General features: G+C 36.0%; 29 protein-coding genes, 1 tRNA gene and 1 other RNA gene. 14 read left to right on the top strand and 17 right to left on the bottom strand.

Annotated features, from left to right (window positions below):
• Positions 1-48: 48 nt before the first annotated feature.
• A complete protein-coding gene (locus tag ABXT67_RS00345) occupies positions 49-1,119 on the bottom strand; it encodes a hypothetical protein (RefSeq protein WP_415375307.1) in 1,071 nt (356 codons plus the stop codon).
• A 106-nt stretch (positions 1,120-1,225) separates the two neighbouring features.
• Between ABXT67_RS00345 and proS the strand changes: the two genes are divergently transcribed.
• From proS to rpsT, 3 genes are all read left to right on the top strand, one after another.
• Entirely contained in the window at positions 1,226-2,698 is a 1,473-nt protein-coding gene (gene proS, locus ABXT67_RS00340; protein WP_415375306.1) for a proline--tRNA ligase, read from the top strand.
• Positions 2,699-2,775: 77 nt separating this feature from the next.
• A tRNA-Glu gene (locus ABXT67_RS00335) sits at positions 2,776-2,847 on the top strand.
• A 25-nt stretch (positions 2,848-2,872) separates the two neighbouring features.
• Positions 2,873-3,124 (top strand): 30S ribosomal protein S20, encoded by a 252-nt coding sequence (gene rpsT / locus ABXT67_RS00330; protein WP_415375305.1) that lies wholly within the window; start codon positions 2,873-2,875, stop codon positions 3,122-3,124.
• A 75-nt stretch (positions 3,125-3,199) separates the two neighbouring features.
• On the opposite strand, the gene coaD is transcribed toward rpsT, so the two are convergent.
• Complete coding sequence (coaD, locus tag ABXT67_RS00325; protein WP_415375304.1) at positions 3,200-3,652, bottom strand: pantetheine-phosphate adenylyltransferase; 453 nt, start codon at positions 3,650-3,652, stop codon at positions 3,200-3,202.
• 12 nt (positions 3,653-3,664) lie between these two features.
• Positions 3,665-4,648, bottom strand: a complete 984-nt coding sequence (locus ABXT67_RS00320; protein WP_415375303.1) for a D-alanine--D-alanine ligase — start codon at positions 4,646-4,648, stop codon at positions 3,665-3,667.
• 144 nt (positions 4,649-4,792) lie between these two features.
• Here ABXT67_RS00320 and ABXT67_RS00315 point away from each other — a divergent pair, with 144 nt between their 5' ends.
• From ABXT67_RS00315 to ABXT67_RS00300, 4 genes are all read left to right on the top strand, one after another.
• Positions 4,793-5,392: a PASTA domain-containing protein gene (locus ABXT67_RS00315; RefSeq protein WP_415375302.1), complete on the top strand. Its 600-nt coding sequence runs from the start codon at positions 4,793-4,795 to the stop codon at positions 5,390-5,392.
• Positions 5,382-6,449, top strand: a complete 1,068-nt coding sequence (locus ABXT67_RS00310; RefSeq protein ID WP_415375301.1) for an RluA family pseudouridine synthase — start codon at positions 5,382-5,384, stop codon at positions 6,447-6,449. Before ABXT67_RS00315 ends, ABXT67_RS00310 begins: the two co-directional genes overlap by 11 nt.
• 126 nt (positions 6,450-6,575) lie before the next feature.
• Positions 6,576-7,337 carry a peroxide stress protein YaaA gene (gene yaaA, locus ABXT67_RS00305; protein ID WP_415376886.1) on the top strand — a complete coding sequence of 254 codons (762 nt, stop codon included), beginning with the start codon at positions 6,576-6,578 and terminating at the stop codon, positions 7,335-7,337.
• Positions 7,338-7,358: 21 nt separating this feature from the next.
• On the top strand, positions 7,359-8,063 hold the full coding sequence (locus tag ABXT67_RS00300) for a uracil-DNA glycosylase family protein (RefSeq protein ID WP_415375300.1): 705 nt from the start codon (positions 7,359-7,361) through the stop codon (positions 8,061-8,063).
• 67 nt (positions 8,064-8,130) lie between these two features.
• On the opposite strand, the gene ABXT67_RS00295 is transcribed toward ABXT67_RS00300, so the two are convergent.
• The 10 genes from ABXT67_RS00295 to ABXT67_RS00250 all read right to left on the bottom strand — a co-directional run bounded on the left by ABXT67_RS00295 (position 8,131) and on the right by ABXT67_RS00250 (position 16,416).
• Complete coding sequence (locus ABXT67_RS00295) at positions 8,131-8,259, bottom strand: 30S ribosomal protein THX (RefSeq protein ID WP_415375299.1); 129 nt, start codon at positions 8,257-8,259, stop codon at positions 8,131-8,133.
• A gap of 76 nt (positions 8,260-8,335) precedes the next feature.
• Entirely contained in the window at positions 8,336-9,103 is a 768-nt protein-coding gene (trpA, locus tag ABXT67_RS00290; RefSeq protein ID WP_415375298.1) for a tryptophan synthase subunit alpha, read from the bottom strand.
• 51 nt (positions 9,104-9,154) lie between these two features.
• On the bottom strand, positions 9,155-10,336 hold the full coding sequence (gene trpB / locus ABXT67_RS00285; protein WP_415375297.1) for a tryptophan synthase subunit beta: 1,182 nt from the start codon (positions 10,334-10,336) through the stop codon (positions 9,155-9,157).
• Between the two features lie 32 nt (positions 10,337-10,368).
• Positions 10,369-11,052, bottom strand: a complete 684-nt coding sequence (locus tag ABXT67_RS00280; protein WP_415375296.1) for a phosphoribosylanthranilate isomerase — start codon at positions 11,050-11,052, stop codon at positions 10,369-10,371.
• Between the two features lie 11 nt (positions 11,053-11,063).
• Positions 11,064-11,846, bottom strand: coding sequence for an indole-3-glycerol phosphate synthase TrpC (gene trpC / locus ABXT67_RS00275; RefSeq protein WP_415375295.1), 783 nt, complete (start codon positions 11,844-11,846; stop codon positions 11,064-11,066).
• The gene (gene trpD, locus ABXT67_RS00270; protein WP_415375294.1) at positions 11,843-12,838 is read right to left on the bottom strand and encodes an anthranilate phosphoribosyltransferase; all 996 of its coding nucleotides are present in this window, start codon (positions 12,836-12,838) and stop codon (positions 11,843-11,845) included. The genes trpC and trpD overlap by 4 nt, the downstream gene beginning before the upstream one ends.
• 76 nt (positions 12,839-12,914) lie before the next feature.
• Positions 12,915-13,484 carry an anthranilate synthase component II gene (locus ABXT67_RS00265; protein WP_415375293.1) on the bottom strand — a complete coding sequence of 190 codons (570 nt, stop codon included), beginning with the start codon at positions 13,482-13,484 and terminating at the stop codon, positions 12,915-12,917.
• Between the two features lie 139 nt (positions 13,485-13,623).
• On the bottom strand, positions 13,624-15,039 hold the full coding sequence (locus ABXT67_RS00260) for an anthranilate synthase component I family protein (protein ID WP_415375292.1): 1,416 nt from the start codon (positions 15,037-15,039) through the stop codon (positions 13,624-13,626).
• 327 nt (positions 15,040-15,366) lie between these two features.
• Entirely contained in the window at positions 15,367-15,933 is a 567-nt protein-coding gene (locus ABXT67_RS00255; protein WP_415375291.1) for a YceI family protein, read from the bottom strand.
• A 21-nt stretch (positions 15,934-15,954) separates the two neighbouring features.
• Positions 15,955-16,416: a MarR family winged helix-turn-helix transcriptional regulator gene (locus ABXT67_RS00250; RefSeq protein WP_415375290.1), complete on the bottom strand. Its 462-nt coding sequence runs from the start codon at positions 16,414-16,416 to the stop codon at positions 15,955-15,957.
• A 121-nt stretch (positions 16,417-16,537) separates the two neighbouring features.
• On the opposite strand from ABXT67_RS00250, the gene ABXT67_RS00245 reads away from it, so the two are divergent.
• The 4 genes from ABXT67_RS00245 to ABXT67_RS00230 all read left to right on the top strand — a co-directional run bounded on the left by ABXT67_RS00245 (position 16,538) and on the right by ABXT67_RS00230 (position 18,687).
• Entirely contained in the window at positions 16,538-17,086 is a 549-nt protein-coding gene (locus tag ABXT67_RS00245; RefSeq protein WP_415375289.1) for a TlpA disulfide reductase family protein, read from the top strand.
• Between the two features lie 32 nt (positions 17,087-17,118).
• Entirely contained in the window at positions 17,119-17,829 is a 711-nt protein-coding gene (locus ABXT67_RS00240) for a thioredoxin family protein (RefSeq protein WP_415375288.1), read from the top strand.
• 109 nt (positions 17,830-17,938) lie between these two features.
• Positions 17,939-18,250, top strand: a complete 312-nt coding sequence (locus ABXT67_RS00235) for a rhodanese-like domain-containing protein (protein ID WP_415375287.1) — start codon at positions 17,939-17,941, stop codon at positions 18,248-18,250.
• 17 nt (positions 18,251-18,267) lie between these two features.
• Positions 18,268-18,687, top strand: a complete 420-nt coding sequence (locus ABXT67_RS00230) for a rhodanese-like domain-containing protein (protein ID WP_415375286.1) — start codon at positions 18,268-18,270, stop codon at positions 18,685-18,687.
• Between the two features lie 250 nt (positions 18,688-18,937).
• Here ABXT67_RS00230 and ABXT67_RS00225 read toward each other — a convergent pair whose 3' ends face one another.
• Entirely contained in the window at positions 18,938-19,225 is a 288-nt protein-coding gene (locus ABXT67_RS00225; protein ID WP_415375285.1) for a hypothetical protein, read from the bottom strand.
• 540 nt (positions 19,226-19,765) lie between these two features.
• Here ABXT67_RS00225 and ABXT67_RS00220 point away from each other — a divergent pair.
• The gene (locus ABXT67_RS00220; protein WP_415375284.1) at positions 19,766-20,398 is read left to right on the top strand and encodes a carbonic anhydrase family protein; all 633 of its coding nucleotides are present in this window, start codon (positions 19,766-19,768) and stop codon (positions 20,396-20,398) included.
• 326 nt (positions 20,399-20,724) lie between these two features.
• A complete protein-coding gene (locus tag ABXT67_RS00215) occupies positions 20,725-21,180 on the top strand; it encodes a Na(+)-translocating NADH-quinone reductase subunit F (RefSeq protein ID WP_415375283.1) in 456 nt (151 codons plus the stop codon).
• Between the two features lie 438 nt (positions 21,181-21,618).
• Here ABXT67_RS00215 and ABXT67_RS00210 read toward each other — a convergent pair whose 3' ends face one another.
• The 3 genes from ABXT67_RS00210 to ssrA all read right to left on the bottom strand — a co-directional run bounded on the left by ABXT67_RS00210 (position 21,619) and on the right by ssrA (position 23,804).
• Positions 21,619-21,915 (bottom strand): hypothetical protein, encoded by a 297-nt coding sequence (locus ABXT67_RS00210; protein WP_415375282.1) that lies wholly within the window; start codon positions 21,913-21,915, stop codon positions 21,619-21,621.
• Between the two features lie 550 nt (positions 21,916-22,465).
• The gene (locus ABXT67_RS00205) at positions 22,466-22,879 is read right to left on the bottom strand and encodes a hypothetical protein (protein WP_415375281.1); all 414 of its coding nucleotides are present in this window, start codon (positions 22,877-22,879) and stop codon (positions 22,466-22,468) included.
• Between the two features lie 525 nt (positions 22,880-23,404).
• Positions 23,405-23,804, bottom strand: a transfer-messenger RNA (tmRNA) gene (gene ssrA, locus ABXT67_RS00200).
• Positions 23,805-24,069: 265 nt separating this feature from the next.
• On the opposite strand from ssrA, the gene ABXT67_RS00195 reads away from it, so the two are divergent.
• Positions 24,070-25,275: an NAD(P)-dependent oxidoreductase gene (locus tag ABXT67_RS00195; RefSeq protein ID WP_415377026.1), complete on the top strand. Its 1,206-nt coding sequence runs from the start codon at positions 24,070-24,072 to the stop codon at positions 25,273-25,275.
• Positions 25,276-25,329 lie beyond the last annotated feature (54 nt).

Here is a 25,329-nt window from a genome sequence, read left to right as displayed (position 1 = left end):
ATCAATGGGCATTTCATAGTTTGTTAAGGATAAAATTCAATGACGGGATTATATTCCCCTGCCGCCTCGACCTCTGCTACCTCCACCACGTGATGCGCCTCCTGAACGACCTCCACCTGACGAACCTCTCATTCCTGACGAACGTGATCCTGAGGGTCTTGAAACTCCTCTGCTGCTTGGGCGTGAGCTATTCATGGAAGGTCTAGTGCTTCGGCTATTTGTATTAGGTCTTATTGTTCTCGAATTACTAGGCCTTACTGTTCTCGAATTACTAGGTCTTGCATATCTAGAATTTACCCTTGAACCAGTATTTGCAGCGTCTCTTATTCCTTGGCTATTTCTATTATAGCGATCATTTCTAACTTGAACACCTCTGTGATTATCTCTTCTAGAACTAATGTTACGGGTTCCATAATTTGTAGCTCTAGATATGCGTGCATCTCTAGCGTTAGATATATTTCTCAAAGGGCTCGTACTATTATATATGTCAGAATTTCTTCTTCCTCTTGTGTAGGCATAGCCGTGATAACCGTTACCATAAAATGCATTATTAAAATTATTATAGTATCCACCGTTAAAAAAAGGGTAACCCATGCCGAAATTACCGTAAAAAGGATAACCCCAGCCCCAGCCAATGCCCCAAAATGGACTTGCCCATTGGTTATGGAAACCCCATCCTGAACCATACCACCAAAAAGGGCGTCCCCAGACACCAGCGGCACCCATTCCACCCCAGTTGTTGCCATATACATTGCCGTTTATATTGTGTGAGTTCTCACCCCATCCTCCATAGTTTTCTTCAGGTTGTCGCTCTTCTATGACTATATATCCCTCTGAGTCCAAAGTTTCATTCGTTGAATAGGCATTGATATCTGTAAAAATAGCCCCTTCTTTAGGAAGATCATCGAAGGTGTCAGCTTTTGAATTAAAATATTGTTTGTAATAACTATCGCTGGGAGCTTGACTTTCAACTACCATTTCTTCGGTTGGTTGAACATTATAAATGCCGTCAGCATCACTATAGTTCGGGTTGTTGTGTGTTCCACAGGAAATTAGCAAAAGAGATAAAGCTCCTGAAAAAATTAGAGAAAGTCTTGTTTTTAGAGAGGTGTTTTTCATTTGCATAACAGTAGAATTTAATTGTTGAACATAGTAAAAATAACTAGTTTTGCCGAAGGAAACTAATCTTTAACAAAAGCGCAACATTTGTGCCAAACTCCGATATATGGCTAAGAATTTGACCACCCGAGAAGAAGACTATTCAAAATGGTATAATGAACTGGTTATAAAAGCCGACCTTGCCGAAAACAGTGGCGTAAGAGGATGCATGGTTATTAAACCGTACGGATTTGCAATCTGGGAAATGATGCAAGCAGAATTGGATAGAAAATTTAAAGAAACAGGTCATCAAAATGCCTATTTCCCATTATTTATTCCAAAATCATACTTCAGTAAAGAAGCGAGTCATGTTGACGGTTTTGCTAAGGAGTGTGCTGTTGTAACACATTATCGCTTAAAAACTGCAGAAGACGGAAGTATTGTAGTAGACGAGACTGCTAAGTTAGAAGAAGAGCTAATTGTGCGTCCAACGTCTGAAACTATTATATGGGAGACCTACAGAAAATGGATACAATCTTATAGAGACTTGCCATTGTTGATAAACCAGTGGGCAAATGTAGTGCGATGGGAAATGAGAACCAGACTGTTTTTAAGAACTGCTGAATTTTTATGGCAGGAAGGTCATACGGCGCACGCTACTGAAAAAGAGGCTGTAGCGGAAGCAGAACAAATGATGAATGTATATGCTGAATTTGTAGAAACTCATATGGCAGTGCCTGTGATTAAAGGGTTGAAAACAGAAAGTGAGCGATTCGCAGGAGCATTAGAGACCTACTGTATTGAAGCATTGATGCAGGATGGTAAGGCTTTACAGGCAGGGACATCACATTTTTTAGGACAAAATTTTGCAAAGGCATTTGATGTTAAGTTTGCTACTAAAGAAGGAAAGCAAGAGTATGTTTGGGCTACTTCTTGGGGTGTTTCTACACGTTTAATGGGCGCTCTGATAATGACGCACAGCGATGATAATGGCCTTGTGTTGCCTCCAAAGTTGGCTCCAGATCAAGTGGTGATAGTTCCAATTTATAGAGGAGAAGAGCAGCTCGAAATGATTAGTGAGGTTGCTTTGGCTTTGCAGAAGGAACTTAGAGCTAAGGATATTAGAGTAAAATATGACAATAGGGATACGCACAAGCCGGGTTGGAAGTTTAATGAATATGAATTAAAGGGAGTTCCAGTTCGTATTGCTATTGGCCCAAAGGATTTAGAAAAAGGGACTGTGGAAATTGCTCGAAGAGATTTGTTGAGCAAAGAATTTATAGCGCAAGAAGATGTTGTTTCTAGAGTAGAAGTATTGCTTAACGAGATACAAGAGAATCTATTTTCAAAAGCTATTGATTATAGGACAGATCATACTACCGAGGTTACTAGCTATGATGAATTTAAAGTGGTGATTAAAAATAAGGGTGGTTTTGTTTCTGCACATTGGGATGGTACCACTGAAACTGAAGAGCGTGTAAAAAAAGAGACAAAGGCTACAATTAGGTGTATTCCCTTAGATGGAGACGATGCTCCAGGAACATGTATTTTTACGGGAAAACCGTCTAATAGAAAAGTGTTATTTGCAAAGGCGTATTAATTTTAAAAAAAAATATTAATTATGGTTTGTAACATTTAAAAATATATGTATTTTTGCATCCGCATTTAAAAAATAATGGTCCGTTCGTCTAGGGGTTAGGACGCCAGGTTTTCATCCTGGTAACAGGGGTTCGATTCCCCTACGGACTACAAAAAGTTAATTATATAAACAATTATGGCGAATCATAAGTCAGCATTAAAGAGAATTAGAAGTAATGACGCAAAGCGTTTACGCAACCGTTATCAACATAAAACGGCTCGTAATGCTATGAAGAAATTTCAAGAGTTAGCAGACAAGAAGGAAGCTGAAAAAATGTTACCATCTGTTTGCGGTTTAATAGACAAGTTAGCGAAGAAAAATATTATTCACGATAATAAAGCTGCTAACCTAAAGTCTAATATGACAAAGCATGTCGCTGCGTTGTAACGTAAAGGATTAAACAAAAAAAGCGCTTCTTGAAAAAGGAGCGCTTTTTTTGTTCTTAATATGTTCTATTCAAAACTACGTCTTCACCGTCTTAGGAACTAATAAGCCGTAATCACCATTGTTTCTCATGACGTCTCTTACTATAGAAGATGATATGTTAGAGACCTCTGGAGAAGCGATTAGAAAAATACTTTCGATTCCTGCCATTTTATAATTGGTCTGTGCAATGGGCTGCTCGTAATTAAAATCGCTTGTATTTCTTAAACCACGCAGGATAAACCGAGCATTAATTTCTTTGCAAAACTGAACCGTTAGGCCAGTATATGAGGCTATTTTTATACGCTTTTCACTACTAAAAGTATCTCCAATAAACTGCATGCGCTCTTCTAGAGAAAACATATATTTCTTCGTGGCATTAACACCTATTGCAATAATAATTTCGTCAAAAAGCGGTAGGGAACGCTCTATAATATCTAAATGTCCTAAGGTTATTGGATCAAAGGAACCTGGGAAAACTGCTCGTTTCATTTTTTAAAAGTACTATTTTTCTATCAAAGCATTTTCTATTAGCAAACCAAAAAAATGGGTAAGTGTTATTTTAGCGTGTCTTACTTGCTTCGGAATAATACTTTCTTGTGACAAACCAGGTGTTGTATTGGTTTCAATTAAGAAAGGAATTCCTTCTACTAGTATAAAGTCACTTCGGGTAACACCTTTCATGTTTAGAGATTTATAGATTTTAATGGCTTCTTTTTGTACAGCGATGGTTTCAGTTTCTGAAATTCTTGCGGGTGTTATTTCTTGAGATTTCCCTAGGTATTTAGCTTCGTAGTCGAAGAAATCATTTTCCGAAACAATTTCAGTAGGCGCTAGGGCTTTTAAAATACCAGTATCAATATATACGCCAACGGAAACTTCGGTTCCTACCAGTGCAGCCTCAATGAGTAGCTCACTGTCTTCTTTATAAGCAGCCTCAATGGCAGGTTTTAGTTGAGATATTTCTGAAACTTTACTTATTCCGAAACTAGATCCTGCACGATTCGGTTTTACGAAACAGGGTAATCCTACTTGGTCAATAATTTTTTTAATATTAATTTCTTCTGTTTTATTAAGATATAACGAGGCTGCACAACGAATCCCAAACGCTTTTAATACTGAAAGGCAATCTCGTTTGTTAAAACTCAAGGCGGCTTCATAAAAACCCGTGCTTGTTTGCGGAATGCCTAACATTTCTAAATAAGCGGCCAGCGTGCCATCTTCTCCCGGACTACCGTGAATAGTATTGAAAACTACATCAGGAATAATCATCTTTCCATTACTATTGCATCCAAAGTTTGCTTTGTTTACTTCCGCTTTGCTGCCATCTTCAAAAATATAGTACCACCCTTCAGCAATTAGATGAACAGCATACACCTCATAGCTAGTTTTGTCAAGTGCATTATAAACGACACCTCCACTCTTTAATGAAATTTCATATTCACTGGAGTAACCTCCCATCGCTATTGCAACAATTGTTTTCTTCATTTGTAAAAATATGTATCTTAAAACTTGATAAAAATGAGTTGAAATAAAGAACATCTAAAGTTATTTATACCCATTCAAAAATATTACATTATCATAGAAAGATACTAAATTTGGTTTTATATTTTTGTCAATTAATTTTCGACTATGGCTTTTATAAAATTTTTATTCTCAAAAGCAATTGTAAAACAGTTATTGTTCGCTTTGGCTGTGCTGGTAATGCTTACTTTTTTACTACTTTGGTGGTTGAAAATCACAACAAATCACGGGCAGCAAATTGAAGTCCCTAACCTAAGTAAAATGACCTTAGATAGCGTGGAAGAGACGCTGGAGGATGCAGATTTGCGCTACGAAATTATGGATTCAGCGAATTATAATCCAGATTATCCGAGATATTCGGTTATTGAGCAAGTGCCAAAAGCAGGGAAGTTCGTAAAGCAAGATCGCAAAATTTATTTGGCATTGAATCCTTCAGGATATGCAAAAATTAAAATCCCTGAGGTATTAGGAAGAACATTGCGACAAGTAGAGCCTACTCTTTTAGCAGTAGGGTTTAAGATTGGTAAAATAAGCAAACGCCCGCATATTAGTGACCAAGTACTAGAATTGCGATACAAAGGTTCCCAAATTAAGCCTGGAGAATCTATTCAGAAAACTTCGGTTATAGATCTAATTGTGGGAGATGGTTCCCTAAACAGAGTACAAGAAATAGATGGTGAAGACGAAAAAAATTATAATGGAGAATAAAAATATTGAAGTTAAAGACGAAAATGGAAATGACGATTTATACGAACATTTCCGATTTCTAGCAGATAAGGGGCAGCAGCCTTTGCGAGTGGATAAATACTTGATGAACAGAGTAGAGAATGCTACACGTAATAAAATTCAGAAAGCGGCAAAAGACGGTAATATCCATATTAATGATGTAGCCGTAAAATCGAGCTATAAAGTGAAACCGCACGATGTTATCACTGTTTTATTCGAGCATCCACCCTATGAATTGTTACTCACGCCAGAGAATCTTCCCATAGATATTGTGTATGAAGACGATGATGTGCTTGTAGTAAACAAAGAACCTGGAATGGTAGTGCATCCAGGTCATGGGAATTATAGCGGTACCTTAATCAATGCGCTTGCTTATCACTTTGAAAATTTACCGAATCCTGCCATTATTAATGGGGTTAATAACACCAACCGCCCAGGATTAGTTCATAGAATAGATAAGGATACCAGTGGTTTATTAGTAGTTGCTAAGACGGATATCGCAATGACACACTTGGCCAAACAATTCTTTAATAAAACGACCGAGCGAGAATATGTCGCATTGGTTTGGGGAGCGATGGAGGAGACCGAAGGAACCATTGAAGGACACATTGGAAGGCATCCAAAAAACAGACTGCAAAACACGGTGTATCTAAATGAAGACGACTTGCACAAAGGGAAACCTGCAGTGACGCATTATAAAATACTCGAAAAGTTAGGGTATGTTACTTTAGTGTCTTGTAGATTAGAGACCGGTCGTACGCATCAAATACGTGTGCATATGAAACATATTGGACACACACTTTTTAATGATGCTCGTTATGGTGGCGATGCTATTTTAAAAGGAACCACTTTTACGAAGTACAAACAGTTTGTAGATAATTGTTTTAAAATTTTACCACGCCAAGCACTGCACGCAAGAACGCTAGGGTTTATACATCCAACTACAAATGAGTTTATGAAATTTGAATCGCCAATACCAAAAGATATTCAGCAATGTATTGAAAAATGGCAAAAATACTCCACACATGCAGAGCAGTAGTATCAGCACCCTTTATATATCTATAAAACCTTTGTATGAATTGTTAGAATGATCTCAAGGATACTTCTTATTTTTATACTGAAATACGAACCCTAAATAAAATTCCGCTTTAACGGGAAAATGAATATGAAGATTGTTGTATCACCTGCGAAGACCTTAGATTACAAAACCGAGTTACCAACCAATAGAGGAACACAGCCCCAATTTTTAGAAGCCGCAGAAACCTTAAATAATAAACTGGAACGAAAATCGAAAAAAGCGATTTCAGAATTAATGCACATTAGCGATGCATTAGCAATGCTTAATTACCAAAGGTATAAAGAGTTTCAACTTCCCTTTACAAAAGAAAACGCTCGTCCGGCAGCCTATGCCTTTGCTGGAGATGTGTATACAGGTTTGGACGCCTATACAATACCTGAATCTAAAATAGAGACATTGCAAAATACATTGCGCATCCTTTCTGGGCTCTACGGAATTTTAAAGCCGTTAGATTTAATGCAACCCTATCGCCTAGAAATGGGAACCGATTTAAAAATGGGGCCTAAAAAAAATCTATATGAATTTTGGGGAGATAGTGTGACCGAGTCTATTAATGCTGAATTAGAAGAAGACGAACTTTTTCTGAATCTCGCGAGTCAAGAATATTTTAAAGTGATCAAGCCAAAACTTTTGAAAACAGAAGTTATTTCTCCAGTTTTTAAAGATTTCAAAAACGGGAAACTGAAAATAATTTCATTCTTCGCTAAGAAAGCCCGCGGAAGTATGACGCGATACGTTATTGATACAAACGCAAAAAGCTTAAATGATATAAAAGGTTTTGATTATAATGGCTACGCATTTAGCAAGGAATATACAGAGAAGAAGAATGAACCTGTTTTTATACGATAGCTGAATAATCCTGAATTTAAAATGCGGGATTCAGAATTAAAAATGTTCCACCATACCCATCCATATCCTCCATTTATTCCACCCAATGCGACTAAACTAATTGTTGGCACATTGCCGCCTCCCAGATTTACAACGGGTGATTTAAAAGAAGGCGATGTTAATTTTTGCTACGGCAGCCGCGATGGTCAATTATGGACAATTCTAAATGCGATATTTAGTTTAGGCTTGCATTATGATACTACAGATCAAGCCATCAAACAACGTAAAGATTTTTTGATCAATCAAAAAATAGGTGTTTGTGACATCGTAAACAGCGCATACCGTCAAAAAGTAGATGCTAGCGATATAGGAATGCAAGATGTGGAACTTAGAGATGTACTAGAATATATTCAGCAAAATGAAGAAGTTGCTACTTTATTATTCACCGGGGGCAATAGTAAAAACGGTCCCGAGTATTTCTTTCGGAAGTTGCTAAAGGACTACGACCTCAAATTAACTATAATTTCTGATATCGTTCCAAGAGTATATTCGTTTTGTTTACCTCGTATTAAAGGAGTGAAGAATGAAAAAGAACGTATTATCAAGACGGTTTCGTTAACAGCGCCCTCGGGAGCTGCAAATAGAGCTGTTGGGAGTTTGTTGGCGTATAAAAAAATGAAGCAAGATTTTCCGCATAAAAACACCATCGATTTTAGGGTGGAACAATACACTCCTTTTTTTATCTAATCACAAAATAAAAACGCTCCAACACAAATCGTGAAGGGAAGTTTTTAATTGTATGGGATTGATAAAATTATTTTTTGTCTAAAGCACCTTTTATGTTCTTAGGTTTAACTTTAAATTTTCCTCTTCGAGGCCTTAACTTTCCAGAAGTACCTAAGTTAATTTTACCTCGTTTTGTCTTTTTATCTCCTTTACCCATTTTCTATATCTTTAAGATTTTAGCTTAAGATACCTATTCAAATATTAATAAGTCATAATTTGGTATTAAACTATCGCTAAACAGTCCTAATACTGCTTATAAAATTAGGAATCCCTTTTAGTCCTTCTTGTTTTAGCATTTTGATAAAAGCACTTCCAATAATGGCTCCTTTTTCGTCTTTGGTAGCAGCCTTAAAGGTTTCGGCAGTACTAATTCCAAAGCCCACAATTTGCGGATGCTTGAGTTCTAGATGTGAAATTCGCTTGAAATAGTCAGTTTGTTCTTTCCCAAATCCACTTTTTGAGCCTGTAACACTTGCACTAGAAACCATATATATAAATGAATTAGAGTTTGTGTCTATTTCATGGATACGTTCTGTTGTGGTTTGTGGTGTTATTAGAAATATATTGGATAGCTTGTACTTTTCAAAAATATCTCGGTAATGCTCATTGTATTCTGCTAAGGGCAAATCAGGAATGATCAAACCATCAATTCCTATGGATGCACATTTTTTGCAAAAAGCGTCTACGCCATATTGAAGCATCGGGTTAAAATACCCCATAATAATTAATGGTATTGAAACCGTTTCTCGAACGTTCTTCAATTGCTCAAATAAAATTTCAGTAGTCATTCCGTTTTTTAAAGCCTGTGTGGAGCTTTTTTGAATCGTAGGACCATCTGCTAATGGATCGCTAAAAGGCAAGCCAATTTCTACCATATCTACGTCACTATTTTCTAGAGATTCTAAAATTGGCATGGTGTCTTCAAGGTTTGGATAGCCAGCGCTAAAATAGATGGAAAGCAGTTTTTTATCTTCTTGTAATTTGTAGTTGATTCTATTCATTTACAATTAATTTGATGCCTAGGGCAAGTTCATTTAGTTTATTTACTAAAACTATAAATTGAAATATTCAATATAGGTCTGAAGGTCTTTATCGCCGCGACCGCTTAAATTAACTACCACAATATCATCTGGTTTAAATTTTCTAGTTTCAAAAATGGCAAATGCATGGCTCGTTTCGATCGCGGGAATTATCCCTTCTAGTTGTGATAGTTTCAAGCCTGCTTCCATTGCATCGGCATCGGTTACCGAAAGAAACTCCCCACGACCACTGGTAAATAAATGTGCGTGCATAGGTCCAACACCTGGATAATCCAATCCTGCCGAGATAGAATAAGGCTCGGTTATTTGCCCATCTTTGGTTTGCATTAACAACGTTTTACTACCGTGGATTACACCCGTTTTTCCCAAAGCAGACGTTGCTGCACTTTCTCCACTTTGTATTCCTTTTCCAGCAGCTTCAACCGCTATAATCCCGACATTTTCATCTTCTAAATAATGATAATAAGCTCCCGCTGCATTGCTGCCTCCTCCAACGCAAGCCACTACAAAATCTGGTGATTCTTTTTGTTCTTTTTCTAAAAGCTGTTGTTTGATTTCTGCTGAAATCACGCTTTGAAAACGCGCTACCATATCTGGATAAGGGTGTGGTCCCACAACGCTACCAATAATATAATGAGTGTTTATAGGATTGTTTATCCAATCTCGAATGGCTTCATTCGTGGCGTCTTTTAAGGTTTTACTTCCGCTGGTAGCAGGAACCACTGTAGCTCCAAGCATTTTCATTCTTGCAACATTGGGTGCTTGTCGTTTAATATCGACTTCTCCCATATAAACAACGCACTCAATGCCCATAAGGGCACAAACTGTAGCGGTTGCGACGCCATGTTGTCCGGCACCAGTTTCAGCAATAATGCGTGTTTTTTTAAGGTGTTTTGCCATTAATATTTGCCCAACGGTATTGTTCACTTTATGCGCACCAGTATGGCATAGATCTTCGCGTTTAAGATATATTTTTGTGTTGTACTTAGCAGAAAACCGTTCTGCTAAATAGAGCGGAGTAGGGCGTCCTACGTACTCTTTTAACAGCGAGTCAAAGTCTTTTTTAAAACTTGGCAACTGCATAATCCGAAGATAGTTTATTCTCAATTCTTCCACATTTGGATAGAGCATCTCAGGAATATAAGCACCGCCAAATTCCCCATAGTATCCTTTTTCGTTTACGTTGTAGTTCATGTTTTTTGGCTATTAGTATTAGACAATATGATTTATGCTTTTAATGTTTTTATTAATTTTTTTAAAGATGGAATGTCTTTCAGTCCTGGCTTAATTTCAAATTTACTGTTTACGTCTATAGCTAGTAAAGGAAGGTTTGTATCCAGTATATTTTTTATTTCTGACGTATTTTTTAACGAAATTCCGCCACTTAAAATGAATGGCTTTTGTGATGGATAGTTTTTTAGAATTCCCCAATCAAAAGCAATTCCGTTGCCTCCTTTTTCTGCTCCTTTGGTATCGAATAAAAAAGCATCTACGATGTTTTCATAAATGACAACTACTGAAAAATCAAAATCAGTTCCAACAGAAAAGACTTTCCACACTTCGATTCCGCTCATTACAGGAACTTTGATTGCGCCAAGCACATCGGTTTTAATAGCGTTCACTATTTGTTTTCTCAATGTTGAACAATAGTCAGGTGATTCTTCGCCGTGTAATTGAATAATGTCGAGACTGTGATTTTTTATTTTTTCAAGTATAAAATCCATGGATGCGTTTACAAAAACACCAACTCGTTTAATTGCTTTTGGCAGTGGAGGTATTACTTCTATAAAATTTCGTTGACTTTTATCATAAAAAATAAAGCCCAAATAGTCAGGTTCCAATGCTCCTACTTGTGCAGTATTGTGTTTCATGCCACAGACTTTAAGTGCTATTTTATTTTTGTTTGTCATTTAATTTTTCATTATGATAATTGATCAATAAATTGTTTTGCACTTGCCCCAGGATTTGAGGTTTTCATAAAGTTTTCTCCTATCAAAAATCCTTGATATCCAAAGGTTTTTAAATGCTGAATAGTTTCTACATCGCGAATACCACTTTCAGAAATCTTTAGATAGTGACTGGGAATTTTTGCAGCTAAATCCTCGCTATTTTTCACAGAAACTTTAAACGTTTTAAGGTTTCGGTTGTTAACGCCAATTATATCTATTGTTGGATGCAACGATTTTTGTAATTCAGTTTCATTGTGAATTTCTAATAATACATCCAATCCCAGTTCTTTTGCAATAGCTGAATATTTTTTGAGTTCGTCTTCGGTTAAAATGGCGGCAATTAATAAAATAGCGTCGGCACCGAAGGCTTTTGCTTCTGCTATTTGATAGGTGTCAATAATAAAATCTTTCCGTAGTATAGGGAGAGAAACCGTATCTTTTACCAATAGTAAATCATCTAAAGAACCTCCAAAGAATGATGCATCTGTTAAGACAGACATACACGCGACGCCTGCATTTTTGTATCCGCGGGCTACCTCTTGTATATTCACTTTATTGTTAATGACATCTTTGCTTGGAGAGCGTCTTTTAAACTCTGCAATGATGCCAGCAGGAGTGCTGCCTAAAGTGGTAGCAAAGCCCCGTGTTTTTTGACTATACAAGGGACTTTGTTCCAAAATATTTATTGAAAAGACTTTTTTCTTAGCAGCAACTTCTAGTTTTTTGTAACGGACAATGGTTTCTAAAATACTCATATACTACTTAGTTCTTTTAGTTTGTTAAAACGTTGCAATGCCCGGCCATTTTCTAGCGAGTCAAAAGCTTTTTGGACCCCTTCTTTTAGGGTGCAATCTGTGGCTATAGAAATAGCTATACTTGCATTGGCACACACCACATTATTTTGTTCTTTACTTCCTTGTCCCTTGAGGATATTCATGAATATTTCAGCAGCATCTTTTACTGTTTCGCCTCCGTAAATAGCTTGTTGAGTTTGTATTTTCATATTAAAATCTGAAGGAGTAACAATGGTTTCTGTAGTGTTTGAAATCAGTTTTGCTTTTCCAGTTAAACTAATCTCATCATAGCCATCCAGCGCGTGAACGATGCCATATTTTTTAGTGCCATTTTGGTACAAATACCCATACATTCTAGCAAGCTCTAAATTGAAGACACCTACCATTTGGTTTTTAGGAAATGCAGGATTTACCATTGGACCTAACATATTAAAAAATGTTTTTACACCCAACTCTTTACGAATGGGTGCTACGTGTTTCATAGCAGGATGGAAGAGCGGGGCGTGCAAAATACAAATGCCAGCTTCGTCAAGACATTGTTTTAAAAAATCTGTTTGATTACTGAATTTGATTTCCAAAAACTCTAGAACGTTGCTACTTCCGCTTACTGAAGAAACCCCATAATTACCATGTTTAGAAACCAAAACGCCAGCACCAGCCGCAATAAAAGACGCCAATGTTGAAATATTAAACGTGTTTTTACCATCGCCGCCGGTACCACATAAATCTATAGTGTTATAGTCCTCTATAGGAACAGCCAGACATAAATCCAATAAAGCATCGCGAAATCCCTCTAATTCTTGCAAGCTAACAGGGCGCATCATATAGATTGTTAAGAAAGCAGCAATCTGGCTGTTGTTATAACACCCTTCTGAAATAGCAACTAAAACATCTCTAGCCTCCACCTTGCTGAGGCGATCATGGTTTGTTAGCCTGTTTAATATTTTTTGCATAATCACGACTCAATCTCCCCTAAGTGGAGCGGTTTTTATTTTATAATAATTCATTTTACTACCAACTACCAACTACCTATTTCTCTCTGACCCAATTCTCAATCATCTTTTTACCCTCTGGAGTCAACACGCTTTCTGGGTGAAATTGTACGCCTCGAATGTCTAATTCTCTGTGGCGAAGAGACATAATCTGCCCATTTTCGTCTATTGAAGTGATTTCCAATGCATCGGGGAAATCTTCTCTAGATGCAACCCAAGAGTGGTATCTTCCTATTTCAAATTCGGTTGTGATTCCTTTAAATAGGATTTCATCATCCACTAATTGCGTTGCTTTTGTAGCGACTCCATGAAATACTTGTGAGAGGTTGATGATACTTCCACCAAAAACCTCAGTAATGGCTTGTTGTCCAAGGCAAACTCCTAATATTGGTTTTTTACCAGCATAGTTTTTAATCACTTGTTTGAGTGCGCCCGCTTCATCCGGAATCCCGGGACCTGGAGATAATAGGATTTTGTCATAATTCTTCAACAAGTCCATTTCGAATTGATCGTTGCGCACTACGTGCACAGTACAATCAAATTCCTCTAAATAGTGAACCAGATTGTACACAAAACTGTCGTAGTTGTCTATTACTATTATTTTCATATTTCAGCTCCGCTCAATATGCGGATGTTTTTTAAATTATTTTTTACTGCCACTGCCAACTGTTATTTTCGAAGCGATGAATCGCACCGCGACTATTTTATTTTCACTACTGTATCCAACGACCACTATTTACTTTAACTCAGATGGTCTCAGCTAAGGTTAATGCTTTTGTTAATGCTCTTAATTTAGTGTATACTTCTTGCAATTCGCTTTCAGGATTGCTGTCGTTTACGATTCCAGCACCTGCTTGATAGTGCAGCGTATGATTTTCGCTCACGAAAGAGCGTATGATTATTGCATGATTGTAATTTCCTGTAAAGTCCATAAAACCTATCGCGCCTCCATAAAATTGTCGGTTCGTATTTTCATATTTTGCCAGTAGTTGCATCGCTTTATGTTTAGGCGCACCACTCAATGTCCCTGCAGGAAAGGTGTCTGCTACCAATTGCATCGTACTTGTGTTTTTGTTTATTTGTGCCGTCACTTTACTTACTAAATGTATCAGGTGTGAAAAAAACTGAACCTCGCGATACGTTTCTACTTTTACATTACTGCCGTGCCTGCTCAAGTCATTTCTTGCCAGATCTACTAGCATCACGTGTTCGCTGTTTTCTTTCTTGTCGATTGAAAGTTGTTTTGCTAAAGCCGCATCTTGTTCGTCATTTCCGGTTCTTTTAAATGTACCTGCGATTGGGTGTATTTCGGCAGTATTATTTTTTACGACGAGTTGTGCTTCGGGGGAGCTGCCAAATATTTTAAAATTTCCATAGTCAAAATAAAAGAGATACGGAGAAGGATTTACACTTCGTAGAGCCCTGTAAACATTAAACTCGTCTCCTGTAAATTTCTGCGAAAAACGTTTGCTCGGCACAATCTGAAACACATCACCTCGCTGACAATGCGCTTTACATTTTATAACCAATTCTTTAAAAGAATTATCATCAAGATTTGTTGAAACACTACCCTCCAATTGAAATGGATACTCGGCAAAACTTTTTGAGGTGATGATTTGTTCTATGTATTCTATATTGCTTTCGGTTTTGTAGTTGTGCGAAAAAATATACGCCTCGTTATTAAAATGATTTATAGCAATGATATTTTGATAGACTGCATAATGAAAATCGGGGAGTGGTAATTTTGACTTGGCAGGATCTATTTCAATGTCTTCAAAATACTGAATGCTTTCATAGGCCATAAAACCAAAAAGCCCGTTATTGATGAATTTATAGGTTTCGTTTTGGTCTGCTTCAAACGAATTTGCAAACTTTTGAAGTATTTTGATTGCAGTCATTTTTGTCTTATTTTCTGCGGAATCTATCGTTGTTTTTTGAATGCTTTCATCGGGATATTTTTCAGTAATCAGACCTTCTTTTATGGTGATTGATGCGATGGGATTACAACAAACGTAGCTAAAACTATTATCGTTTGCGCGATAGTCGCTACTTTCTAATAAGAGACTATTTGGGAACATATCGCGCAAGCGTAAATACACTGAAACAGGCGTGAGGGTGTCTGCTAGTAATTTTTTTGAATGTGTTTTTAATTTAAAAATCATTGATTATAGTTTGTCCACTTTTAAATAAGGATGCTTTTTTTGTTTCATTAAACTCTCGAACGTCTTCCTAGTCCAATTCGCCCACGCTCATTGCACTGCCTCAAGGAGGTGACCTTTATTCCTTTGCTTTAAATACCTATCGAAGCAAATGTGCTGGGACGTTTTTAAAATAAAAAAAGGCCTGTCTCGTGAAAGACAGGCCTGTAATAAAATACATGGTGGGGGTCTATATCACGATTTATTGTCGTAAGAAGTCCACCACCATGTATTTTGACTATTCATAAATTCAAAGATAATAAAGTAAATAGAATTTAAAAATTTAATTTTTTAAAATTTAAGCATTACATTTAATTCAAAATTATCTGAGATTGCTCTGTCACCAAGACCATCAAAAAAACTACCTGAACCATACTGTACGCCATATTTAGTACGATCCACTTTAAAGGATGCAGAGGCAAAATCTGATCCCACTTCCATGTCCATTTTGATTTCTTCAGTATGTCCTTTTATGGTCATGTTTCCTGTTAGCTCATAACGGCCGGCCATTTTTTGAGTAGTGGTAATGGTAAAAGTTGCTGTTGGATATTCTGCAATTCCAAAAAAGTCATCACTCTTTAAATGACCTTCTAATTTTCCTTTACTTTCTCCTTCAAGATCGGTTACATTAATCGTTGTCATATCTACTACAAACATACCTCCAGTTAACTGTTGTCCCTCCATTTCAAGATGTCCTTCTTTAAGTTTAATAGTACCCGTATGCGATCCTAAAACTTTCTTTCCTTTCCACTCAATGGTAGAATTTTGGACGTTAATTTTTTTAGAAATAGTGTTTGTAAAAGCAACAGTACCAAGTGCGGCTGTTAGTATTACTAGAGATTTTAAAATAGTTTTCATAGTGTTTTAATTTAATTGTTGTTAATTTTTGAAATTACGAATCGCATCAAGTGTTATGTTAATTTCATCTTGTTGTTTGTGACTCATGTTTTTCAGAATACGTTTGTTATTCGCGTCCATTTCTGGGTTTAAATTTTTGAGCAGGTGCAATCCTTTTTCAGTTATTAGTATCTCTACTTTACGTCTATTGTTTTTACATATAGTCCTTTCGCAAAATCCCTTTAGTATAAGTTTGTCTACCAAGCGAGTGGTATTGCTGCTGCTGTGGATCATCCGTTCAGAAATGGTAGAAAGATTTGCTGGTTTCCTGGCTTGTCCTTTTAAGATGCGCAACACATTATATTGAGGTAATGTGAGGCGGGAGGGTTTTAGAACTTCTAAAATTGCTTCTTCGATAATACGAGCTGTGTACATCAAGTTAATTACCGTTTTTGTGGTAATTTCCATTTCGTGGTTTGTCTTTATTTCTTGCGCTATATTCATATTTGTACTTACAATAATTGTATATACAAATTTACCGTTTTTATGGAGGCTGAAATTTACTTTAATAAATATTTAACATCGGGAGGGTTTTATGGTTTAGTAGATTGAATATCTTTATTTTATGCGAAAGATATTTTTTACAATAGGGCTAGTTGGGATGTTGGTCTCTTGCGGGTACCCTAACAAAAATCAGGGTGCTGAAACGGTTGTTGAGACAAAAGAAGAAACTAAAGTGATCGGTAAAGCCTTTAAGTCAAAGGTGCCTACTTATGATTATGCAGGTTTGAAGCCGTTTTTAGAAAACGAGAACGACAGTACTTATGTGGTGAATTTTTGGGCAACTTGGTGCAAGCCTTGTGTAAAAGAGCTACCCGCTTTTGAAAAATTGAATGCGGAGTTCAGTAACAAAAAGCTAAAGGTATTGCTAGTGAGTATGGATTTTCCTTCAAAGTTGGAAAAGTTCGTGATTCCGTTTTTAGATAGAAACAACATTCAGTCTCAGGTGATATTATTTAATGATCCTGATGCGAATAATTGGATTCCTTCCATAGATAAAACTTGGAGTGGCGCGATTCCTGCTACTATCATTTATAATAAAAACAAGAATACGTTTTACGAGCGATCGTTTACATACGAAGAATTAAAAACCGAAGTAGAATCAATTTTATAAAAAAGGTCCATTGAAAGTCATGGCATTATGGTATGAAGATTTTAAAAAACACATTGAAAATATTGGCATTTTCAGTAATTGTTATTGGTGCAATTTCTTGTCAAGAAACAAAAGAGAAGACAACCACTTCTGAAGATGAAAAAACAATCGCTAAGGCTGCCGAATTATTGCAAATGCAAGTGCGCGATGGCAAGGTAATTACTGGCTATGGAATAGGGGACGAGGCCACCGATTTTAAACTAAAAGATGTAACTGGAGCCTTAATGTCAATGGCAGATTATAAAGATGCAAAAGGCTTTATCGTAATTTTCACTTGCAACACCTGTCCATATGCTGTGGCTAGCGAAGGGCGCATCGTTGCTTTGGATGTAACCTACAAATCAAAAGGCTATCCTGTGATCGCGGTAAATCCAAACGACCCAAAAGTTCAGCCAGATGATACGTATGCGTTAATGCAAGCAAAGGCAAAAGACGCGGGTTTTACCTTTCCGTATTTATACGATGCTAATGATAAAGTATATGCTACCTATGGTGCTAAGAAGACACCGCACGTGTATCTTTTACAAAAGGATGCTTCAGGAGCAAAATTGATTGTTAAATACATAGGTGCAATCGATGATAATGTTCGCAATGGAGCTGCCGTAAAGGAAACATTTTTATCAAATGCCATTGATGCTTTATTGGACGGAAAGGAAATCGAAAAGAAAGAAACAAAAGCCATTGGTTGTAGTATAAAGGTATAATGATACTGAAAAGAAACGGCTGTCATTTTGATAAACGTTTTTTTTTATCCAAAACTGATTAGGATTGATTAGTTTTACGAAAAAAAAATAACAACATTCAAAATTGTAAATGATAGATTTAAACCAAACCGAATGGCGCGAAAAGATAGCCAATGATGAAAATGCAGTACAATTAGATGTGCGCACACCATTTGAAGTTGAAGAAGGATACATTCCAAATGCACAAGTATTAGACGTTCAAAATCCAGGTGTATTTATGGATGGTGTCAATGCATTGGATAAATCAAAAAATTACTATGTATATTGTAGGTCTGGCGGGAGAAGCGTTCAAGCCTGTATGATTTTAGAATCATTAGGTTTTCAGAAGACCTTCAACCTTTTAGGTGGTTTTTCTGAATGGGATGGAGAGAAGGCCGTATAATTTAATAAGACTGCATCATGAAAAATTTCAGTAAAATTATGCTTATTGTTTTCACGGTTTCGTTCCTCACTGGATGTAATTCGTCTCAGAAAAATCCAGAAGCAACCCAAAGTGAAATTATAGAAGTAGTTGCGCCAAAGGCTATGTTTGAAATTTTGAGCGAAAATAGAGATGCGCAATTGGTAGATGTAAGAACCGACAAAGAATTTTTGGTAAGTCATTTAAAGAATGCGCAAAATATTTGTGTTACTGATACTGATTTTAAAGAGCGAGTAGCAAGTCTTGATAAAGCAAAACCTATCTATGTATATTGTAACAAAGGCGGTAGAAGTGCAAAGGCAGCTGCCATATTAAAAGATATGGGTTTTACTAAAATTTATGACCTCCAAGGAGGGATTACAGAGTGGGAAAAGAATAATTTAGACACTTCTTATTAGGTTAAAAAAAAACTACCACGAAGATCATTAGCTTTGTCACAGAGAACTCGAAAGAAGTTTTAGTAACCATGTACTCCTTAGTGTTATGTGCAAATTCTTTGAGACCGCCGTGGTTAATTAAAATAGCCACTTAGTTTATTTGTTTTTCCATAAAATCTTCCATAATATCTAAGGTGTTTTGACCGCTCCAAATACATAGTAACATCATAGAAAAGTGCCCTTTGTTTTGCTCTATAAATTTAACATTGGGCTATACTTCTTTCAGTTTTGTAACAAAATTTTTGTTGGTTTTAATGACGCCTTCTAGTCTCTTTGTTCCGTTTAAAATTAAGAATGGCGGATTCTCTTGAGCTATAAAATAAATTGGCGAGGCGTATTTCCACGTTTCGGGATCGTTGGTACAAGTATTTTGATAATCATAAAATCCACCTTTCTTGGACGGCACCGCAGTACTTGGCCAATACATATCTAAACCTGCCGCATCATTTAAAATAATCCCAGAAATACTGCTCTGGTCCGCGCCATATTTTGGATTCATCAACGAAATTTCCGCCAGATTCCCCCACAGAATGTCCGTTCACAAAAATTAAATTTGGATCGCCGCCATAGTCGGCAATATGTTTTTTAGTTTAGTCAATACAGGCTGCAATTTGTTTTGCTTGATCGTCAAAGGTTAATCTGGGCTTAAGGTATGTTCAGGAGCTACAAATTTGATATTTCTTCTGCCTAAATCGTTTCCTTAGAAGGGAGAGGTATCTTTATCTCCACGATTCCAATTTCTACCGTGCGCAAAAATAATGACGGGCATAGGTGTACTAGGGCGTTCTTTAGGTTATAATATATGGAGCCTTGGATTGCTTTTTTTAGTGATTAGCGATGCCGGTAAGGAGTCAATGTTTTGTGGTTGATCATTTTGCATAGCCCTTCTTCAATTTGAATAGAAAAGTATAAAACGCGCTTGATGTTTAAAACTAAATTAACTGTTTTAACTTTTTATTAAAAATTTATTCATTTAGATTGGCGTATTCCCTTGGGATAGAATATTTTTAGGGCAAAGTGATAATTTAAAAAGACACCCATGGTAAAAGCACAAACTAGAGACACACAAGCTGCAATGTCTCCTTCTGACGCACTAAACGAATTGAAAGAAGGAAACAAGCGTTTTTTAAACAACAGCCCGCATAAAAGAGATTTGTTAAATCAGGTTTTGGATACCAGTAAAGGGCAATTTCCTTTTGCCACAGTATTGCATTGTATAGATTCTAGAGTGTCTGCAGAGCTAATTTTTGACCAAGGAATTGGTGATCTTTTTAGTATTCGTATTGCGGGTAATTTTGTGAACGATGACATTTTAGGAAGCATGGAATTTGCTTGTAAATTGGCGGGTACCAAGGTATTAATGGTTTTAGCGCACACTGCTTGTGGAGCGGTAAAAGGGGCTTGCGACCACGCAAAAATGGGAAATCTTACGGGTTTGCTTCATAAAATTGAACCAGCAGTTAGAGCGGTAAAAGAACCTCAAGAAGAAAGCGAACGTACGTCAAGAAATTTAGATTTTGTAAACGAAGTTGCTGCGAAAAATGTGGAGCTGACGATCCAAAATATAAAATATCTAAGCCCTATTCTAAAAGAAATGGAAGAAAACGGAGATATTACCATCGTTGGAGGTATGTATCATATTGAAGAGGGACGCGTTGAGTTTTATAGTTAACGAAAGTAGAAATATGAAAACTAATGTAGAGATTTGAAAAACGAAATCGGAATTTTGTGATGGGAGTTGGGTAATGAAAATAGAAATTTTAAATCTTAATCGGTGTTTGATGAGACGTTTTGGGTTTTGGATCCTTGCAACTAGACATTGCGAGTTGAGTTTTTTTTTTTAAGTTATAAATGACGCTATTAGAAATAAATAGTTATAAATATGCCAGCTTCATAAGACCCGTAGAGTTGGATTTTTTTATTAGCAACATTTAAGTTTTAACAAAAAAAAATCTACCAACGGCTACTGCTACTGAAAACTTTTTCATAACTTTAGCTATGCAAAATTCATTTCCCATAAGATTAGAGCGGGCACTTTCAAAGCTGTATACTGCGTTTAACGAGCAAACCTTAAATCCTGAATGCTGTAAACAATGCGCTGCAGGAAATATTGCAGATCATAAAGATGCTTGGAAGCACTTTAGTGACAGCCATGGTTCTTTAGAGCTCAACTACGTGGGTAAGGTTCATGAGATAATGGGCAGAAAAATAAACGGCTACCTCCCTTCAGAACTACTGCACATTGAACGTATCTTTTTACAATCTTGCGGCTACCAAGTACCACTGCATAAAAACAACTCCGCGATAAAAACTCCAAAAAATACTGAAATGCTATACGAAGGCTTGAGTGGTGTAATTTCTTATTTGTGCGCGCTGGATGGTGTGGCCAATGTAATGGATATTACACGGGTTTTTGAAGAGGTACTAGAGCGTTCTTCTGTTTTGGAGGTCTAGGGGTCTATGCGTATTTTTAAGTTCATCTTCATTCTTCCCGGTTTTCCTTTAAAGATGTTCGTGTTATTTCATTAACTTTGATATCACGTGACTTAATTTCACAACTACACATTGATAAATAATTTATCTACTTCGTGGATTATTTATGGCTAAACACATTAATTAATCTTATATGGTGTTGGCAACCAGCGGCTCTTTTTTCCGCTGTAAATTTTATTAATTTATTATTGTTTTAAATTCTATTCTAAACTTTTAAAAAGTTCTTGCTATGTAATAGGTATGAACAACTGAGCAAAGAGGATTAGTTTATTACTATTGTTCCCGTTGGTTCAGGAGCAAAATAAAAATTCAATTGTAATTTACTTCTCATTTTTATCTTTTCCACATCCTGTAAATGCTAAACAAAATCGACTATTACACAGTATTTTTAGCAAAAGTCTATTTTTTCTTAAGTTTTACGTGAGGGCTTCCTATATTTTCCCAAGTTCCATTGTTATTGTTCCATTTGTTCATATGTCCAGTTAAGTATGTAAAAGTGAGTATGTTATCTTTTACGTCCCAGTGACCTATATATCCCCTTGCTTTTGAATATAATTGGTTGTCGGGTTTGAGGATAAAAGTTTCATAGGTGTTTGCGCCTTCTACTTCATATTCTCCTATATTGGTTATATTTGAGCAAGTGATTGTAATTGCCATTACAATGAATAATATTGCCGATAAAATTACTTTTTTCATTTTCTACTCAATTTATAATCTATAATACCACAAAAGTAAATCAGTAAAGTGGTTTCCAATATGACACGTAGTATAGGAGAACATCAAAATTAATATAATACCTTTAGGAAAGTAATGATAATTATCAGATTCAAAGCTAATAATTCTGATAGATTATTAATTACGGTATTCCGCATTAAAGAAACCCCAAGTACGTTTCTTTATTTATTGCAAGCTGTTTGTTGGTCTGCTTCGGTCTTGTTTGGTGCTCCGCAAATGAGCTATATTTTTGAAAGCCTCTCTGTATTTTACTGTAATTACTTAAACAACAGTACTTTAAAATTGTTGTATAATTTTATTTATAGTATTCTATATTTCTCTCAACTATTTGATTAATATCTTTTTCTAATCTTTGTGTCCAATTACCTATTGTGTCATATTTATATTCAAAAACCGTATAGCTATTTGAATTTGCCCCATACTTGTTGTCAATAAAATAATATTGTTCCGCGATTACATTACCTTTATTATCATAAGTGTAGTTGTATTTTGAAATATATTCGCCATAATTTTAACTATTAGTAGAGTGAACTTTTCTGCTAAGTGAATCAAATTTACTTGTATACTTATGTTCTAACTTTCCTTTTGCGTCGAATATATTAAATGCAATCATATTGCCAATCGAGTCATAAATTTTATGTCTTTTTCTGTTAAGAACACCATCTGAATGATAATCAGATATTAAGAGATTATTATTATCCTCATCAATTTCGTATTTTGACTTATAACTCAAACTATCCTCTGAATTATAGGTGTCACGCTCTACTAAATTATTTAATGAATCATATTTGAATATCCTTTTATAATTTACTGTATTATTAGAATAATAGGTAATTTCTTCTAGTTTGTTGTTATTAATGTCATATGTGTAACTTTCACGTTTTATTACACTATCTGACAAATCAAGTTTAACTAGTTTAGACATAAAGCCATTTTTATTATAAAAAGTTTTAGTTTCATAAGTATCATCAGAATCTAATGAAATTCTCTTTACTTTCTCAACATCTCCAAACTTTTCTACACCTTCAAACTGGATTAAATTAATAGATTTAACATTGCCTTTTAAATTGGTTTCTGTTAAGTCATTTTTAATTATTACATTTTCTGCATCTGAAATCTTATTATTGCAGCTTGTTAAAGCAATAATGATTAGTAAAAAAAATAATACCGTTTTTTTTATTTTTAGTATGTTTTAGGAGTATTGAATTCTAATTAAGCCAGCTTCAAACATACAAAGAATAAATCTGTTTTTAATTCCAAAAAGCGGGGGAACGGTAGGGTACAGATGATACCCCCGCCCCCTTGTTTTTTTTTGAAGTTGTTTGGTGAGAGAGACAAGTTTTATAGGTTAAATTATTAGGAAGTAAAACGGTTTAAAAGAAGCAGTACTTACACCTAAAATGACACCCAAAAAAATAAACCCTGTGATACACTATTATCACAGGGTTAAATGTGGAGCCGGAGGGATTCGAACCCTCGTCCAAACGTGCTGTATTACAGCTTTCTACATGTTTAGTTTTTATTTAAATTTTCGTGGACTTGCCGGTCAAAAACTACCAACGCACCCCTTATTCTAAATTAGATTTCTCAGGAACATCTAGACACTATTCCCGATAGGTTTACTTTTACGAAGTCACTATATCAAAAACCGTAAACCAAGGTGTTTGAGTGACTTCCTGCTTGTCTACCTTGTAGACCGAGGCGTAATCCTACTATGATTCGGATTATGCAGCTAGGGCGTAGTTATTCTCGCCGTTTAAAAAGTGTGAAAAATGAGATTTAAGAGCTGTTTTCCAGCGCTCTACATGCTTACCGTACTACAAGACCCGCTGTCAAAACCAGTCGGCCCCGTTTTAAATTAGAAATTAGAAAAACGAAATTCAATACTCTATTTCTAAAAAGTAAAATTCAAAGAACAATTATTTCTCATTTCACTATGGTTAGGGCGATGTTTAGTCACTCTGACAAATTTTAGAGTAAAAATTTTAAAACTCCAGAATCAAAATATTTAATACTCATTACGGAATACCTAATACTAAATTTCGGATGACAAAGATACATTAAAACTACTATCTTTGATCTTCAATAAACATACAAAATCCATACCAAATGTCTATTACTTTTGCTATCATAAAAGAGCGTAAAAATCCGCCAGATCGTCGTGTTGTTTTCTCTCCTAAGAAATTAAAAGAGGCACAAGATATTTTTCCAGAGGCGCGTTTTATTGTCGAGTCTAGCGATGTGAGAGTGTTTTCAGATGCTGCATACCGCGAACAAGGTTTTGAAGTTACGGAGGATATAAGCGAAGCAGGGGTAATGCTAGGGGTTAAAGAGGTTCCTGTAGAGTTTTTAATTCCGAATAAAAAATACTTTTACTTTTCTCATACGATAAAGAAACAGCCTTACAATCGCACATTGCTATTGGCTATGCTAGAACGAAATATAGAAATGTATGATCATGAAACCATCGTAAAGCAAAATGGATCAAGACTCATTGGGTTTGGAAGGTATGCCGGGTTGGTGGGTGCTTATAATGGGTTTAGAGCCTTAGGAATAAGAGACAATCTCTTTAAACTTCCTAAAGTAGAGCACCTTGCAGATCTGGATGCGGTAAAAGAGGAACTGGATAAAATCACGGTTCCGCCAATTAAAATATTACTAACGGGAACTGGAAAAGTAGCAAAAGGTGCAAGAGAAATTTTGGATCATTTAAAAATAAAAGTTGTAAGCGATGCCTTGTATTTAACGTCAACATTTAGTGAACCTGTCTATGTAATGGCAGATGTAATGGAATATAACAAACGCAAAGATGGCAAGGTGGGGGACAAGTTTGCCTTTTATAAAGACCCTTCTGACTACGAAAGTAATTTTATGCCCTACGCAGCAGCAACAGATTATTTTATAGCGGGCCATTTCTATGGAAATAATGCACCCTATTTATTTACAAGAGAAGATGCAAAAAAACGTGCATTCAGCATTAATTTAATCGCTGATATTTCTTGTGATATTGACGGCCCAGTAGCAGCTACTATAAAACCTTCTACCATTGAAGATCCATTTTATGGTTATGACCCTATTACCGAATCTGAAGTGGCCATGGATGCTAAAAATGCAATTACCATTATGGCGGTAGATAATCTTCCTTGCGAATTACCAAAGGATGCAAGCGAAGGTTTTGGCGAAATGTTTCTAGAAAACGTTATTCCAGCGTTTTTTAATAAGGATGAGCGCGGTATTTTGAAACGGGCTAAAATTACTACAAAAGAAGGCGACTTAACCGAACGTTTTAAGTACCTCCAGGACTATGTAGACGGGAAATAAAGTTCCCTGCCTTTAGTGATAAAAGTAGCTATATGAATTAATACCTGTTTTTAA

The sequence above is a fragment of the Patiriisocius sp. Uisw_017 genome, assembly GCF_047731265.1.
GTDB lineage: Bacteria > Bacteroidota > Bacteroidia > Flavobacteriales > Flavobacteriaceae > Patiriisocius.
Note: the sequence above shows the minus strand (reverse complement) of the source record. Positions and strands in the feature narration are given on the sequence as shown.